Source organism: Pantoea sp. EKM101V (assembly GCF_011800325.1).
GTDB classification, from domain to species: domain Bacteria; phylum Pseudomonadota; class Gammaproteobacteria; order Enterobacterales; family Enterobacteriaceae; genus Pantoea; species Pantoea anthophila.
Genome location: NZ_JAALFP010000012.1, coordinates 15847 through 30396, shown reverse-complemented (window position 1 = coordinate 30396; position 14550 = coordinate 15847). Strand labels below are relative to the sequence as shown.

General features: G+C 57.2%; 14 protein-coding genes. 8 read left to right on the top strand and 6 right to left on the bottom strand.

Annotated features, from left to right (window positions below; all coding sequences use genetic code 11):
- Nucleotides 1–212 precede the first annotated feature (212 nt).
- Both HFD92_RS17355 and HFD92_RS17350 read right to left on the bottom strand, forming a co-directional pair.
- Nucleotides 213–641 carry an organic hydroperoxide resistance protein gene (locus tag HFD92_RS17355; RefSeq protein ID WP_009088357.1) on the bottom strand — a complete coding sequence of 143 codons (429 nt, stop codon included), beginning with the start codon at nt 639–641 and terminating at the stop codon, nt 213–215.
- A gap of 95 nt (nt 642–736) precedes the next feature.
- Nucleotides 737–1201 (bottom strand): MarR family winged helix-turn-helix transcriptional regulator, encoded by a 465-nt coding sequence (locus HFD92_RS17350; RefSeq protein WP_046100928.1) that lies wholly within the window; start codon nt 1199–1201, stop codon nt 737–739.
- Nucleotides 1202–1262: 61 nt separating this feature from the next.
- On the opposite strand from HFD92_RS17350, the gene HFD92_RS17345 reads away from it, so the two are divergent.
- Nucleotides 1263–1859 (top strand): HD domain-containing protein, encoded by a 597-nt coding sequence (locus tag HFD92_RS17345; protein ID WP_058957159.1) that lies wholly within the window; start codon nt 1263–1265, stop codon nt 1857–1859.
- Nucleotides 1860–1896: 37 nt separating this feature from the next.
- Here the strand turns inward: HFD92_RS17345 and HFD92_RS17340 are convergent, their stop codons facing one another.
- Nucleotides 1897–2193 carry an HTH-type transcriptional regulator gene (locus tag HFD92_RS17340; protein WP_009088351.1) on the bottom strand — a complete coding sequence of 99 codons (297 nt, stop codon included), beginning with the start codon at nt 2191–2193 and terminating at the stop codon, nt 1897–1899.
- A gap of 730 nt (nt 2194–2923) precedes the next feature.
- Between HFD92_RS17340 and HFD92_RS17335 the strand changes: the two genes are divergently transcribed.
- The 6 genes from HFD92_RS17335 (at nt 2924) to HFD92_RS17310 (ending at nt 10138) form a co-directional block, all read left to right on the top strand.
- On the top strand, nt 2924–4522 hold the full coding sequence (locus HFD92_RS17335; protein ID WP_167429383.1) for a gamma-glutamyltransferase family protein: 1599 nt from the start codon (nt 2924–2926) through the stop codon (nt 4520–4522).
- Between the two features lie 203 nt (nt 4523–4725).
- On the top strand, nt 4726–5442 hold the full coding sequence (locus HFD92_RS17330) for a DUF3053 domain-containing protein (protein ID WP_009088346.1): 717 nt from the start codon (nt 4726–4728) through the stop codon (nt 5440–5442).
- A 443-nt stretch (nt 5443–5885) separates the two neighbouring features.
- Complete coding sequence (locus HFD92_RS17325) at nt 5886–7820, top strand: PTS mannitol transporter subunit IICBA (protein ID WP_009088344.1); 1935 nt, start codon at nt 5886–5888, stop codon at nt 7818–7820.
- A 94-nt stretch (nt 7821–7914) separates the two neighbouring features.
- Nucleotides 7915–9063: a mannitol-1-phosphate 5-dehydrogenase gene (gene mtlD, locus HFD92_RS17320; RefSeq protein WP_046100926.1), complete on the top strand. Its 1149-nt coding sequence runs from the start codon at nt 7915–7917 to the stop codon at nt 9061–9063.
- A 64-nt stretch (nt 9064–9127) separates the two neighbouring features.
- Nucleotides 9128–9673 (top strand): mannitol operon repressor MtlR, encoded by a 546-nt coding sequence (gene mtlR / locus HFD92_RS17315; RefSeq protein ID WP_181161962.1) that lies wholly within the window; start codon nt 9128–9130, stop codon nt 9671–9673.
- 102 nt (nt 9674–9775) lie between these two features.
- Entirely contained in the window at nt 9776–10138 is a 363-nt protein-coding gene (locus HFD92_RS17310; protein ID WP_058957163.1) for a YibL family ribosome-associated protein, read from the top strand.
- Nucleotides 10139–10146: 8 nt separating this feature from the next.
- On the opposite strand, the gene HFD92_RS17305 is transcribed toward HFD92_RS17310, so the two are convergent.
- The 3 genes from HFD92_RS17305 to HFD92_RS17295 all read right to left on the bottom strand — a co-directional run bounded on the left by HFD92_RS17305 (nt 10147) and on the right by HFD92_RS17295 (nt 13557).
- Nucleotides 10147–11115 carry a VirK/YbjX family protein gene (locus HFD92_RS17305; protein WP_167429382.1) on the bottom strand — a complete coding sequence of 323 codons (969 nt, stop codon included), beginning with the start codon at nt 11113–11115 and terminating at the stop codon, nt 10147–10149.
- 201 nt (nt 11116–11316) lie between these two features.
- A complete protein-coding gene (gene sodA, locus HFD92_RS17300; RefSeq protein ID WP_009088335.1) occupies nt 11317–11934 on the bottom strand; it encodes a superoxide dismutase [Mn] in 618 nt (205 codons plus the stop codon).
- Nucleotides 11935–12216: 282 nt separating this feature from the next.
- Nucleotides 12217–13557 (bottom strand): aspartate aminotransferase family protein, encoded by a 1341-nt coding sequence (locus HFD92_RS17295; protein WP_140029631.1) that lies wholly within the window; start codon nt 13555–13557, stop codon nt 12217–12219.
- Nucleotides 13558–13763: 206 nt separating this feature from the next.
- Here HFD92_RS17295 and HFD92_RS17290 point away from each other — a divergent pair, with 206 nt between their 5' ends.
- A complete protein-coding gene (locus HFD92_RS17290; RefSeq protein ID WP_009088330.1) occupies nt 13764–14540 on the top strand; it encodes a DeoR/GlpR family DNA-binding transcription regulator in 777 nt (258 codons plus the stop codon).
- Nucleotides 14541–14550 lie beyond the last annotated feature (10 nt).

The window sequence follows — 14550 nt, the reverse complement described above, 5'->3', positions numbered from 1 at the left end:
AAGATGAAGGAAAATTCTGAACGGGTTTATGGGCTATAACGCGAGGTGGCCCAGTAAAACATGGCTGCGTTTGATAGACCAGAAAATAATCTTTGTCGACCTGATTAGCACATTTTTTGTACAAGACAGATCGTAGCGGGCAAACAGAGGGTGGCAGAGCGGAATCGGGGATGGAAAAAAGAGGGCCTGAGAGACTCAGGCCCTCTGTTCGCTTAGCGAATAATATTCAGCGTCACGTCAATGTTGTTGCGGGTCGCGTTTGAGTAAGGACAAACGATATGCGCCGCATCAACCAGCTTCTGCGCTTCTGCTTCATCCATGCCTGGCAGATGGATGTTCAGGGTCGCTTCGATACCAAAGCCGTTGGGAATAGGACCGATACCAACTTCACCTTCGATCCAGGCATCTTTTGGCATGGCGATCTTGTCACGGCCCGCCACAAACTTCATCGCACCAATGAAGCAGGCAGAGTAGCCCGCAGCAAACAGCTGCTCAGGGTTAGTCGCTTCGCCGCCTGCACCACCCATCTCTTTCGGGACACCCAGTTTCACGTCCAGTACACCGTCAGAAGAGGTTGCACGACCATCACGACCACCGGTTGCTTTGGCTTTGGCGCGGTAAACCACTTGTTCTAAAGACATGACATTTCTCCGTTACGCTATTTAATCGCCCGCTACTTATCTGTGCAGTATCAGGCGATGAGGTTTAACGGGTGCCACGCACCCGTCAGCAATTTTTATCGGGACTGGTTCAGGTTATCCCGCAGCCCATCCAGCTCTGTTTTCAGCGCCAGCAGGGTCTCATCGTCACAGGCTGTGGCGCATTTCACCGCTTCAGGAATAGAGGCGGCTTTAATGCGCAGCGCCTCGCCCGCTTCGGTGAGCGTCACAGCAACCTGACGCTCGTCCTGACGGGTACGCTGCCGGTTAATCAGACCTGCGCTCTCCAGTCGTTTCAGCAGGGGCGTCAGGGTGGCGGAGTCTAAAAAGAGCTGCTCGCCGATCTCTGAGACGGTGACATCATCTTTCTGCCACAGCACCAGCATCACCAGATACTGTGGATAGGTGATGTCGAGCTGGCTCAGCAACTGGCGATAGACTTTATTCATCGCCAGGTTGGCAGAGTAAAGCGCAAAGCAGAGCTGCTGATCGACCAACAGTGGCATCGGTTTCACTTTTTTGTCATCTTGATCACTGTTCATGGTGTTTAATATAGGTAGCGCACTAGATAATTGCAAGCAAACTTTTATCAGGGGAACAGGCATGCAGAATTCACTGGAAGAACAGGCGCGTCGTTTCGCCACCGAGGCGCATGCCCGGGCCGGTCAGCGCCGCAAATATACCGATGAGCCTTACATCGTTCATCCGGCGGCGGTCGTGGAGCTGGTCCGCAGCGTCAGCCATGATGATGCCCTGCTGGCAGCCGCCTGGCTGCACGACACCGTAGAAGATACACCGACCACGCCGGGCGATATAGAAGCCCACTTCGGCGCGCGCGTGGCCAGCCTGGTAGAAATGCTGACCGACAGCGCACCTGCCACGGCCAAAAATCGGGCGGCCCGTAAACTGGCGCACTTTCGCCATACTGCCAGCGCCAGTCCTGAGGCGCAAACCATAAAACTGGCCGATATCATCGACAATACCCGCGCGATTGTGCGCTTCGATCCTGACTTTGCCCGCGTCTATCTGGTGGAAAAGCAGATACAGATTACGCTGCTGAAACAGGGCGATGCGCAGTTATGGCAGCAGGCTTCCACCATTATAGAGAGTGGGATCGCACAGCTGCGCGAATCACCCTATAACGTCCCGGAAAGCTGGTTCGTGAAGCAGGCCGCCAAATACAGCGAATTACGCGCATAAAAAACCCGCCAGCGGCGGGTTCTTTTCTGAAGCAGAGTTAGTCGAGCAACTGCCGTCCCAGATAGGGATTGGCATGTAACAACTTCATCAGTTTCTGTGCCGTCGCAGAAGGACGGGTGCGCCGGGCTTCCCAGCTTTTCACGGAAGAAACGCTCACGCCCATCACTTTAGCAAACTCATCAACCTGCATGCCGGTCATTTCGCGCAGGCGCTGTGGCTCTGGCTGAGCGGGTTGCTGACGCTGAATCAGTAAGTCGGCGGCGCGATCATCACGTGTCAAAACAATCTGCTCAAGGCTGCTGAGCAATTCAAACATCGGGTCTTTTAATTCCATAGAGAACTCCTTAAAACTCGCTATGAAGCACGTGAAAGTAGAGAGGTAAGAGCCTCAACCTGGGGCTCTGAAACCGGGCCTGTTACAGGCTGGATCCCGCAAGGGTTTGTTTTTGTTATTTTTGAAACCACTACGGGACGCAGCCTGCTGTGCACTGCTTTAAAAGGTGTCAGTTCAATGCAACAAATGCCGGGAGACTAAGTATGGATAGAGACCTGACTATTTGCCGCGCAATTTCTCATTATTTTTTCACTATCTTTTGCCGGAGTTGTTCCGACGCCTCTAAGACGCTGAGGCAACTGGTTTTTGTGCCCTCATAGCGGACAAAAAAATCAAATGCTGTTTGCTATTTATGCGGGTGCCGTCATGCTTTTCGCGGGCATCTTCTCAATTTTGTGAGGCGGTCTGCCTCTTCAGATAGTGAGTGCAAAATATACGCCAATGGTTTACTTCCTGAACACTTATATTCACTGCCTTTATGAAATTAAGAATAGTCCTGGCAACCCCCTGCGCGCGGCCGCGCGGCGGCTCACAGCAGATTGTGAATGAATCACCTATTCTGCACGGCCAGACATCACCGGATAAAACAGCAGACTCCCTGATGAAACGGTCTCTGCCTTCTGCCGGTGCAGCGCTCCGTCAATGCTGATGCGCCTGCGCGAAAGAAGTGCAGGCGCTATGGCACGCCGATGACGGCCAGACCGGGAGCTGAACTCTCTAAGGAAAAGCGATGCGTGAAACAGATTTCAATGTCGGCTATCCCTCTTATCGCGTACCGATGATGGGACGTAACGCCGTCGCCACCTCCCAGCCGCTGGCGGCGCAGGCCGGTCTTCGTATGCTGCAACAGGGAGGTAACGCCGTGGATGCGGCGGTCGCCACGGCCATGGCCTTAACCGTGCTGGAGCCGACCGGAAACGGCATCGGCAGCGATGCCTTTGCCATTGTCTGGGACGGCCACACGCTGCACGGGCTGAACGCGTCCGGTCGCGCCCCCGCCGCCTGGCATCCTGAACGCTTTGCCGCTTCAGACACCATGCCTGAAACCGGCTGGGAGTCCGTCACCGTGCCGGGGGCCGTCTCGGCCTGGGTCACCCTGGCTGAGCGCTTCGGCACACTGCCGCTGACCACCCTGGCGCAGCCAGCGATCGATTATGCGCGCGACGGTTTTCCGGTTTCACCGCTGATTGCTCAGCTCTGGCAGCGCGGCTATGACAAGCTGCGGGATCAGCCTGGCTTCAGCCGCTGCTTTGCGCCGCAGGGCCGCCCGCCGCGCGCGGGTGACATTTTCCGCAACCCGGCGCAGGCCACCACCCTGCAGGCGATCGCTGAGAGCCGGGGAGAGAGTTTTTATCGCGGCGAACTGGCGCAGAAGATGGCAGCCTTTGCCCGCGAGCATGGCGCAGCCCTGACGCTGGAGGATTTGAAAAATCATCGCGCCGACTGGGTCACCCTGCTCTCCCATCCGTTTGCCGGCGGATCGGTTCAGGAATTGCCGCCTAACGGTCAGGGCATCGCCACCCTGATTGCGCTCGGCATCCTGGAGGAGTGGGAGATTCATCGCTACGCGCCCGATTCTCCGCAGTGGCTGCATCTGTCGATTGAGGCGATGAAGCTGGCGCTGGTCGATCTGGAGCGCTATGTCACTGATGAAGATCACCTCGAATTTCCGGCTGACCGCCTGCTGAGCAGCGACTACCTCCGCCAGCGCGCCGCGCTGATTGACCCCGGCCAGGCGGGCGATTTTCGCTTTGGTTCGCCGCAGCAAAGCGGCACCGTTTATGTGGCCACCGGCGATGCCAGCGGCATGATGGTTTCATTTATTCAGTCTAACTACATGGGATTTGGCTCCGGGGTGGTGGTGCCTGACACGGGCATCAGCCTGCAGAACCGGGGTGCCGGGTTTTCACTCGACCCCTCTCATCCCAACCTTGTGGCGGGGGGTAAGCGCCCCTTCCATACCATCATTCCGGCCTTTGCGCGGGATGAGCAGGGCCAGCCGCTGATGGCGTTTGGCGTAATGGGCGGCCCGATGCAGGCGCAGGGGCATGTCCAGCTGGCGCTGCGCATCATGCTTCACCGGCAAAATCCTCAGGCGGCGATTGATGCGCCGCGCTGGCGGGTGGTGCAGGGACGCGAGGTGGTGTTTGAGTCAACGATCGATCGCAACACCCTGAGCACCCTGCGCCGCATGGGACACAACGTGGTGCTGGAAGATCCGCTGAGCAGTTACAATTTTGGCGGTGCGCAGGCAATCGTGCGCGATCCTCAGGGCTTCTACATTGCGGCCAGCGAGAGCCGCAAAGATGGTCAGGCGGTGGTGTTCTGAAGCGAGGTTCAGCCTGCTCAGCATCACTGAGGGCGTGCTGCCCGGCACGCCCTGACGCCCCGGCGCGGAGGTGCAACGGCGCGGGTTGCAGAAAGTCTCTGTTTCACGTGTGGTTTCACATTGTGCCGTGACCAGGGATTGTTCTATTCTTTAGGCCATTCTTACCTGGATATCAGACAGTATCACCGACAGGAGTTGAACCCATGGCTTCAGGACTTACCCGCATCCTGGCACGCAGCGGCATGATGATCGCTGGCGTGCTGATCGTGCTGCAACTCACCGCGTGCGGTGATAAAGAAGGCGAGCAGCGCAAAGCATTTATCGATTTCCTCCAGAATACCGTTATGCGCAGCGGCGAGCATCTGCCCAGCCTGAGCGAAAATCAGAAGCAGAGTTTTGGCAACTTCGCCAGCGATTACGCCATCCTGTATGGCTTCTCACAGCAGGCGAATAAAGCCGTTGAGCAGGGGATGCGCCCGGTGGTCGATGAGCTGTCTGCCATTCGCGTGCCGCAGGATTACCTCAGCCGTCGTGACTCACTCCGCCAGGCCACCAGCGCTTTGGTGATCGTCACGCAGCAGATTGAGAGCGCCAAAATGCAGGCGGACAGCAGCAAAGCGACCCTGAAGCAGCAGGATGATCTGAAAAAGGTCTACGACAGCGCCTACAACAAAGTGGTGACGGTGCCTGCCAATCAGCTGATCCCGCTGTTGCCTCAGCTGCAGGCGCTGAGTCAGGGCGCGGTCCAGGCCGGTGACTTCCTGCAATCGCAGGGAACCCGCGTCAGCTTCAATGATGGCGGTGTGCAGTTCCCGACCCAGGAGCAGGCTTCGCAATACAATGCGCTGATGAGCACCGTGTCAGCCAATGCGCAGGCTCTGCCTCAGGCTCAGGCCGCCGTTCAGGCGGGTCTGCAGTAACACTTTTTACGGGCAGGCACCGATCGCCTGCCCCTCTCCCTGCCCCTTTTTTTCCCCGCCTCTTCTGCCCCTGAATCCCCCGCTGACTAAAGTGTGATCTGGCGCATTTTCGACCAAAAATAGTTTGTGATCTCAGTCACATTTACATAACAAACCCTGCCATCACGAATGTGATATTCATCACAGATAAGCCGGTGCACCGGTCATAATTCAGGCAAAGTCACCGTGCCCGCCTCTGTATTTGTGATCAAAGTCACGCTAATAGCCCCCGTCCCCACCGCAAATGAGTGATGTGGATCACACTTATTCCGGGCCCTACGCAGTGCCAGATTCGCGTGATAGAGTCCGCGTGCATACAGTAATACCACCGGCTCTGGTCGGGGTGGCTAAACAAAAACAAACGCGCTCTCCTATTGCAGCGCGTCTCAATAAGGGGTGGGTTTATGTCCTCATCAGTCAAGGTCAAAGTACAGAGCTTTGGTCGCTTTCTGAGTAATATGGTGATGCCAAATATCGGGGCGTTTATCGCCTGGGGTATCATCACTGCACTGTTTATTCCAACCGGCTGGATCCCTAACGAAACGCTGGCCAAACTGGTCGGCCCGATGATCACCTACCTGCTGCCGCTGCTGATCGGTTTTACCGGCGGGCGTCTGGTGGGCGGCGATCGCGGCGGCGTGGTCGGTGCTATCACCACCATGGGTGTGATCGTGGGTGCCGATATGCCGATGTTCCTCGGCGCGATGATTGCCGGTCCACTGGGTGGCTGGGCCATTCGCTCGTTTGACCGGGCGATCGACGGCAAAATCAAAAGCGGCTTCGAGATGCTGGTTAACAACTTCTCGGCCGGTATTATCGGGATGATCCTGGCGCTGCTGGCTTTCCTGGCCATCGGCCCGCTGGTGGAAGGTCTGTCCCACATTCTCGCCGCCGGCGTGAACCTGATGGTGCAGAACAACCTGCTGCCACTGACCTCCATCTTCGTTGAACCGGCGAAAATTCTGTTCCTGAACAACGCCATTAACCACGGCATCTTCTCGCCGCTCGGTATCCAGCAGGCGAGTGAAGCGGGCAAGTCGATTTTCTTCCTGATCGAAGCCAACCCGGGTCCGGGTATGGGCGTGCTGATGGCCTACATGTTCTTTGGTCGCGGCAGTGCCAAGCAGTCTGCGGGGGGTGCGGCGATTATCCACTTCCTGGGCGGCATCCATGAAATCTACTTCCCGTATGTGCTGATGGCCCCTCGCCTGCTGCTGGCGGTGATCCTGGGCGGGATGACCGGTGTCTTCACGCTGACCGTGCTGAACGGCGGCCTGGTCTCTCCGGCTTCACCCGGTTCTATCCTGGCGGTGCTGGCGATGACGCCAAAAGGTGCCTACTTCGCCAACATCGCGGCGATTGCTGCCGCCTTCGCTGTCTCCTTCGTGGTCTCTGCGATCCTGCTGAAAACCAGCAAAGTCAAAGAAGATGACGATATCGAAGCGGCAACCCAGCGCATGCATGAGATGAAAGCGCAGTCGAAAGGTCAGGGTGCCGCAGGTGGCGCTATCGCCAGCGATGCCATGAGCGTCGATCTGCATCACGTCCGTAAAATCATCGTCGCCTGCGATGCCGGTATGGGCTCCAGCGCCATGGGCGCAGGCGTGCTGCGCAAGAAAGTGCAGGACGCGGGTCTGAGCAATGTTTCGGTAACCAATACCGCCATCAACGCTCTGCCAGGCGATGTCGACCTGGTGATCACCCACCGCGACCTGACCGAACGCGCCATTCGCCAGGCTCCGCATGCACAGCATATTTCGCTGAACAACTTCCTCGACAGCGCGCTCTACAGCACCCTGACCGAGCGTCTGGTGGCGGCAAACCGCAGCGACCTCCATCGTGAAACGGTCAACACTGCCCTGTCTGACAGTTACGATGAAGGCAACGCACATCTATTTAAGCTGGGCGCGGATAACGTCTTCCTCGGCCTGAGCGCCAGCAACAAAGAGCAGGCCATCCGCTTTGCGGGTGAGCAGCTGGTGAAAGGCGGTTACGTTGAGCCTGAATATGTTGAGGCGATGCTGGCGCGTGAAAAACTGACGCCGACCTACCTCGGCGAGTCGATCGCGGTGCCGCACGGCACGGTTGAAGCCAAAGATCGCGTGCTGAAAACCGGCGTGGTGTTCTGCCAGTATCCGGCAGGCGTCCTGTTCGGCGAAGATGCGGATGATGTGGCGCGCCTGGTGATTGGTATTGCTGCCCGCAACAACGAGCACATTCAGGTCATCACCAGCCTGACCAATGCGCTGGATGATGACAGCGTGATTGAGAAGCTGGCGAACACAAGCAGCGTGCAGGAAGTGCTGGATCTGCTGTCAGGCAAACCGGCACTCGCGTAATTCAAGGCTGTTTTTCCCTGGGGCGGTCATGCCCGTCCCGATTTCCTGGGGCGGGTTTGCCCGCCCCATCGTCATTTGATATGGGTCAAAAATTATGAAAGCGTTACATTTCGGAGCAGGAAACATTGGTCGCGGCTTTATCGGCAAATTACTGGCTGATGCAGGTATCGAACTGGTTTTTGCTGATGTGAATCAGGCGGTGCTGGATGCACTGAACGCGCGTCATGAGTATCCCGTTCATGTGGTTGGCGAGCAGGCCAGAACAGAAACCGTTAAAGGCGTCAGTGCGGTAAACAGCACCAGTGATGAGATCGTCACCCTGATTGCGGAGGTGGATCTGGTCACCACCGCCGTGGGGCCGCAAATCCTGGAGCGTATCGCCGGTAGCGTAGCCAAAGGGCTGGCAAAACGCAGCGACAACGGTAATACCCGTCCGTTAAATATCATCGCCTGCGAGAACATGGTGCGCGGCACCAGCCAGCTGAAACAGCATGTGCTCAAGGCGCTGCCCGAACAGTATCACGCCTGGCTGGAGCAGCATGTCGGCTTCGTGGATTCTGCCGTTGACCGCATCGTGCCGCCAACCGAAGCGGGCAGCAGCGATCCGCTGGAGGTGACGGTTGAAACCTTCAGCGAGTGGATCGTGGATAAAACCCAGTTCAAAGGTGACCTGCCAGCTATTCCGGGCATGGAACTGACCGACAACCTGATGGCGTTTGTCGAGCGTAAGCTTTTCACCCTGAATACCGGCCACGCGATTACCGCCTACCTCGGCCAGATGGCGGGCCACCAGACCATTCGCGATGCCATTCTTGACGAAAAAATCCGGGCCGTGGTGAAAGGCGCGATGGAGGAGAGCGGCGCCGTCCTGATTAAGCGCTACGGTTTTGACGCAGAGAAACATGCGGCTTACATCCGCAAGATCCTCGGCCGTTTTGAAAACCCCTATCTGAAAGATGAGGTTGAGCGCGTCGGACGTCAGCCACTGCGTAAACTCAGTGCGGGCGATCGCCTGATCAAGCCGACGCTGGGGACGCTGGAGTACGGGTTACCGCACGCCAGCCTGGTGCAGGGAATTGCGGCGGCGATGCACTATCACAGCGACCAGGACCCGCAGGCGCAGGAGCTGGCTGCGCTGCTGGCAGAGAAAGGTCCACAGGCGACGCTGGCGGAGATCTCAGGGCTGGATGCTGACAGCGAGGTCGTGGCTTCGGTGGTGAGCGCCTGGCACGCTATGGCATAATGCGCGCGTGTTAGTGACGCAAGCCGGGCGCAGTTCGCCTGCGCCCAACGGCGGTATTGAACCCATGCAGGCAATAATGGAAGAGAAGCAAGCTTTTGAGAACCGGGTGCTTGAGCGCCTGAACGCCGGTCGTTCGGTGAGAAGCTTTCTGATCGCCGCCGTTGAGCTATTGGCGGAAGCCGTCAATCTGCTGGTGCTGCAGGTGTTCCGCAAAGATGACTATGCGGTCAAATATGCGGTAGAACCGCTGCTGCTGGGCGATGGGCCTCTAGGCGAACTCTCGGTTCGCCTGAAGCTGATCTACGGCCTGGGCGTCATCAGCCGGCACGAATATGAAGATGCTGAGCTGCTGCTGGCGCTCCGCGAAGAGCTGAATCACGACACCGGAGAGTATCGTTTTACCGACGATGAAATTCTGGGCCCCTTTGGCGAGCTGCACTGCGTGACCGCCTGGCCGCCCGCACCGGTGTTTCACACCGACGATGCAGAACTGCGCAGCATGCAGCAGCAGCGCTATCTGCAGATGGTGCGATCCACCATGGTTCTCTCCCTCACCGAGCTTATCGCCCGCATCAGTATGAAGCAGGCGTTTAAAAAGTCCGGCAGCTAATCCTGTCAGGCGCCCTTGCGGCGCTTTTTTTGCCTTAACCTGTCGGGAACCGGCGCCAGATTTGGTGTATCCTTGGCCTGTTTTCCTCAACGAGTTGTTGTCATGAAAGAGCAAGAAAAGAACGAAATCAAACGTCTCAGCGATCAGCTGGACGCACTGAACCGCAAAGAGCCGCAGTTACTGGAATCGGGTGATGCTGAAAAACTGGGCGCGCTGCTAAAAGAGAAAGAAACGCTGGTCACGGAAATTGAGCGTCTGCGCAATCAGCGGGTTGAAAAGCTGAGTGCTGAAGCGCAGAAGCTGCAAAAGATGGGCTTCAGCCGCGAAATTACCAAAAAAGAGCAGGCAAATCTGGGTGCGCTGAAGAAAAGCGTGCGCGGCCTGGTCGTGGTGCATCCAATGACCGCGCTGGGACGTGAAATGGGTCTGAAAGTAATGACCGGCTTCGCCAGAACCGCATTCTGAGCCCGCGATCAGGCGGCAGCCTGATCGACATCGGCCTGGTGTTCGCCGGCGGCGGCATAAACCTGCTCCGCCAGCGAATCCAGCAGTTCATAGCGACGGCGATACTCTGCCCGCTTCTTACTGGCGATCTCCTCCAGCGTTTTACGCGGCAGGCTCAGCGGCAGTCTGAACATCCCGTCCGGGCGAGCCTCGCCACTCAGCGACAGCCAGAACTCACTGTAGCTGGCAAAGAACTTATCCCCTTTGCTGTGACGATAACGCAGACTGCGGAAGACGTGCGTCTCATCGCCCACCGCCAGAATAGCTTCCACGCCGCACTGCTTCGCCACAATAAATACCGCTTCCATTAACAGGCGTTTCGGAAAGAGACCCTGCGCCGCTTTGGTCGCCTCGCGGATCACCTCATTATTGATATGTTTCCGCGGGCCCTGTAATCCGCCAATTAATAAGGTGCGCTGGTTATTCTCGTTCAGAATAGAAAAAGAGAGCGAGGCGATCACGTCGTCGTTATAACGCAATACCAGCGTCACTTCACCTTCACGGTCGAAATAACCCGAGCTGCAGGAGAGCAGGAATTTCTCGCCATTTTTACCGGTCAGCGTCGCCAGCGGATTATCAGACGCGCTCTGCAGCAGCTGACGCAGCGCCGGATTCGCCAGATTATTCATCAGGGTGTAGTGATCGAGAATGGCCTGTGCGCGGGCCGCAATGCTCATCCCCGAGCGCAGATAGGGCCGGTGCAGCTTGGCTGGCAGCAGTCCCTGGGTGCTCATCAGCAGGGCGCGCTGTGGTAATTGCGACAGCGCATCCAGATAATGCAGCGTAGTCAGCGGCGATATTAATGTTCTTAACACAAATTTCAGCCGGAAGCGTTTACTCAGCCAGAGTTTATCCGGCACATATTTCCCACTGATTAACTGGAAAAAAAGCGAGGCAGTTGAATCGGTCGTGGATTCATGAGTAGTTATAATTGACATAATCAGCGACACACAAAGAGTTAAGCAACGATGTCACTGAAAATAACATGGCCAATATCAACGGCAGGTTAATATCGGATAACATTAAAGCGGATATTTTACGATTTCTGGCTCAATTTGAGACTGCATAAAATAGAGATAAAAAAAACCGGCAAAATAGAATTTACCGGTTTATCTTCATTATGTTTACGTTTGGTTAACTTACTGAGCAGCAGCGAAACGCGCAGCCGCTTCGTCCCAGTTAACAACGTTCCAGAACGCTTTGATGTAATCAGGACGTTTGTTCTGATACTTCAGGTAGTAAGCGTGTTCCCACACGTCCAGACCGATGATCGGGAAACCAGACACGCCGGCAACCGCTTCGCCCATCAGTGGGTTATCCTGGTTTGCAGTCGACACCACAGCCAGTTTGTCACCCTGCTTAACCAGCCATGCCCAGCCAGAACCGAAACGGGTGGCTGCCGCTTTCTCAAACTCTTCCTGGAATTTTTCTACGCTGCCGAAATCTTTCTCAATCGCGGCTTTCAGGTCGCCCTGCAGCGTGGTGCCGGTTTTCAGGCCTTTCCAGAACAGGCTGTGGTTAGCGTGACCACCTGCGTTATTGCGCAGTGGGCCTTTTTTGTCTGCTGGCAGCTGATCCAGTTTGGTGATCAGCTCGTCAACCGGCAGATTGGCAAATTCAGTGCCTTCCAGCGCCGCGTTAGCGTTGTTCACATAGGTCTGGTGATGTTTGGTGTGATGGATTTCCATCGTCTGCTTGTCGAAATGCGGTTCCAGTGCGTCGTATGCGTAAGGCAGGGATGGCAGTGAATAACTCATGTTCTTCCTCTCCATTTAGTGGGTGCAGCACGACGGATTCAGGACGTGCCGCGTAAGCAGTCGAATCATTATAGTTAAATTCATGTAGCGTAAAAGGGTAATCAATGCCCTATAAAACCTAAGGAATTGAGAAATCCGGCAATAGCAACCCGTTGTTTTTACAAGATGCTGTGCTTCACCCTGCCTTTTTGACCCTCTCCGTCCGCCGGACCGGGATGCCGATCCCGCACGCAGAGCAGGCGGTCTGTCCGCCCGCCTGCCGCGTCAGCCCTGGCCTGCGGACTACCTGCCCAGCTCGCGCAGTGCGCTGTCGAGTGCGCCGACCAGCCAGTCGATGTCACCCTCCTGGAATGCCAATGGCGGACGCAGTTTCAGCACATTCCCATAGGGGCCCGCGACCGAGGTCAGCACGCGATGTTCACGCAGCTTCTCGATTAAATCCAGCGCCAGGGTTTTATCCGGCGTTTTACTGTGTCGATCGGTCACCAGCTCGAAGCCGATAAAGAGTCCGGCACCGCGCACATCCCCTACGCACTCATAACGATCCATCAGGGTTTTCAGCTCAGCCAGCAGCTTCGCGCCGACGACCCGACTGTGTTCCTGCAGCCCCTCTTCAGTGATCACCTTCAGCACAGCCTGCGCCGCGGCCATGGCGACCGGATTGCCGCCAAAGGTGTTGAAGTAAGGAATCGAGTCGCTGAAGGCGGCCAGCACATCACTTTTTGCCAGCAGCCCGGAAACGGGGATGCCATTGCCCATTGGCTTGCCGGTGGTAATGAGATCGGGCACCACATCGTGGCGGCCAAAGCCCCAGAAGGCGTCGCCGGTGCGGCCAAAGCCAGGCTGGACTTCATCGGCAATAAAGATCCCGCCGTTGGCGTGCACCACATCGACCGCTTTTTTCAGGAAGCCGCGTGGGTTGGGCAGCACACCGTCCGAGGAGAAAATCGAGTCCGCCAGGAAACCGGCAAATTTAATGCCGTGCGCCGCCATGTCATCGATCTGCTGCTGAATCTGGTCAGCGAACCAGTCGCCAAGGTCGGGCGCATCCACCCGGTAGGCATCCGGCGGCATCACCAGCCGTGTGGTGGGGGCCAGCGGCTGTCCGCTGCCCAGCGCCGGCGACGCACCGGAGGTCAGCTCACTGGTGCCGTGATAGGCCTCCTTGCTGACAATGATGCCGGTGCCGCCGCTGAAGGCGCGCGCGACGCGGATTGCCAGGTCATTCGCTTCCGAGCCGGTGCACATATACATCGCACGATCGATCGCCGCAGGTGTGGTCGCCAGCAGCGCTTCACTGTAATCGAGGATATTTTCATGCAGGTAACGGGTGTGGGTGTTCAGCATTTTCATCTGCTGCGTCACCGCCTCGATCACCGCCGGATGGCAGTGGCCGATGCTCGCCACGTTGTTATACACATCGAGATATTTATCACCTGCGGCATCCCACAGGTATTGCCCTTCACCCCGCACCAGATGAACCGGTTTGCGATAGAACAGACGATAGGATTCGCCAAGCACTTTGCTGCGTTTATCGGTCAGTTTGCGCGTGTCGCTGTCCAGCGCATCGGCATGTTCGGCACGAAAACTGTTGGTATCCATAATGGTGGAACGCGTGGCCATAATGACTCCCGTGACAAGGATGAAGGAGGAAGATCAGACCCCTCCATCATGCCTGCCTGAAAATAAAATGCAACCAAATACACAAATACAACAAAATACACATGACGCAGGGAGATCGCCGCGTTAAGCTGATGCCTGATTCAGACGGACTCCTGCGCCTCACTGGCGTATTATCCGTGCTCTTCGCGCTTAAAAAGGAAACCGCTATGCTGCAGGAAACGCGCCTTCATCGCATCCGCGCCCTGCTGACCCGACTCAATCAGGTCAGTACCGAGCGCATCATCAGGGAGCTGGGGGTCTCACGCGAAACCGCGCGCCGCGATATCATCGAGCTGGAAGCCCTGGGGCTGGCGCGCCGCGTTCATGGCGGACTGGTGGCGATAGAACCCTCGGCGGAGCCGCCGCTGACGGAACGTCGCAGTACGCAGACCCGGGAGAAGCGCGCGATCGCCCGCGCCGCCGCGCAGTTGCTGCAGCCCGGACAGACGCTGTTCCTTGATGCGGGCAGTACCACCACGCTGCTGGCAGAAGAGCTGCACGCTCTGTCCGGCCTGACGATCGTGACCAACAGCCTGCAGGCCGCGCTGGCGCTGAGCGCCGGAGAGGAAGACCAGCCTCTGAATAATCAGATTATTTTGCTGGGCGGGAATATGTCCGCCGGGGCGCAACAGACGCGCGGTGAGATCACCGTGGGCGAAATCATCCGCTACCGCGCCGATGTGGCGCTGCTGTCGCCGGTTGGCATCGAGGCCGATTGTGGTGCCAGCAGTTTTCATCCGCATGAAGCGGCCATCGCCCGGGCAATGGTTCAGCAATCCGCCGCCTGCTATCTGCTGGCCGATCACACCAAGCTGGGCGTGGTCAGCCGGACAATCTACGCGCCGCCGCAGGCGATCAGCCTGCTGATTACCGACAGCGGCGGGGATAACGGTGCCGAACTGGATGCGTTGCAGCAGGCGCTGCCCCGGTTGATCGTGGTTTAGCGAAGCGGCA

Bases quoted from the DNA above. Each gene is read 5' to 3' on its own strand.
- HFD92_RS17330 (WP_009088346.1), top strand. From the start codon at position 4,726: ATGGCTTCAGGACTTACCCGCATCCTGGCACGCAGCGGCATGATGATC.
- HFD92_RS17345 (WP_058957159.1), top strand. From the start codon at position 1,263: ATGCAGAATTCACTGGAAGAACAGGCGCGTCGTTTCGCCACCGAGGCG.
- HFD92_RS17355 (WP_009088357.1), bottom strand. From the start codon at position 641: ATGTCTTTAGAACAAGTGGTTTACCGCGCCAAAGCCAAAGCAACCGGT.
- HFD92_RS17290 (WP_009088330.1), top strand. From the start codon at position 13,764: ATGCTGCAGGAAACGCGCCTTCATCGCATCCGCGCCCTGCTGACCCGA.
- HFD92_RS17305 (WP_167429382.1), bottom strand. From the start codon at position 11,115: ATGTCAATTATAACTACTCATGAATCCACGACCGATTCAACTGCCTCG.
- mtlR (WP_181161962.1), top strand. From the start codon at position 9,128: ATGCAGGCAATAATGGAAGAGAAGCAAGCTTTTGAGAACCGGGTGCTT.
- HFD92_RS17335 (WP_167429383.1), top strand. From the start codon at position 2,924: ATGCGTGAAACAGATTTCAATGTCGGCTATCCCTCTTATCGCGTACCG.
- HFD92_RS17310 (WP_058957163.1), top strand. From the start codon at position 9,776: ATGAAAGAGCAAGAAAAGAACGAAATCAAACGTCTCAGCGATCAGCTG.
- HFD92_RS17350 (WP_046100928.1), bottom strand. From the start codon at position 1,201: ATGAACAGTGATCAAGATGACAAAAAAGTGAAACCGATGCCACTGTTG.
- HFD92_RS17295 (WP_140029631.1), bottom strand. From the start codon at position 13,557: ATGGCCACGCGTTCCACCATTATGGATACCAACAGTTTTCGTGCCGAA.
- HFD92_RS17325 (WP_009088344.1), top strand. From the start codon at position 5,886: ATGTCCTCATCAGTCAAGGTCAAAGTACAGAGCTTTGGTCGCTTTCTG.
- HFD92_RS17340 (WP_009088351.1), bottom strand. From the start codon at position 2,193: ATGGAATTAAAAGACCCGATGTTTGAATTGCTCAGCAGCCTTGAGCAG.
- mtlD (WP_046100926.1), top strand. From the start codon at position 7,915: ATGAAAGCGTTACATTTCGGAGCAGGAAACATTGGTCGCGGCTTTATC.
- sodA (WP_009088335.1), bottom strand. From the start codon at position 11,934: ATGAGTTATTCACTGCCATCCCTGCCTTACGCATACGACGCACTGGAA.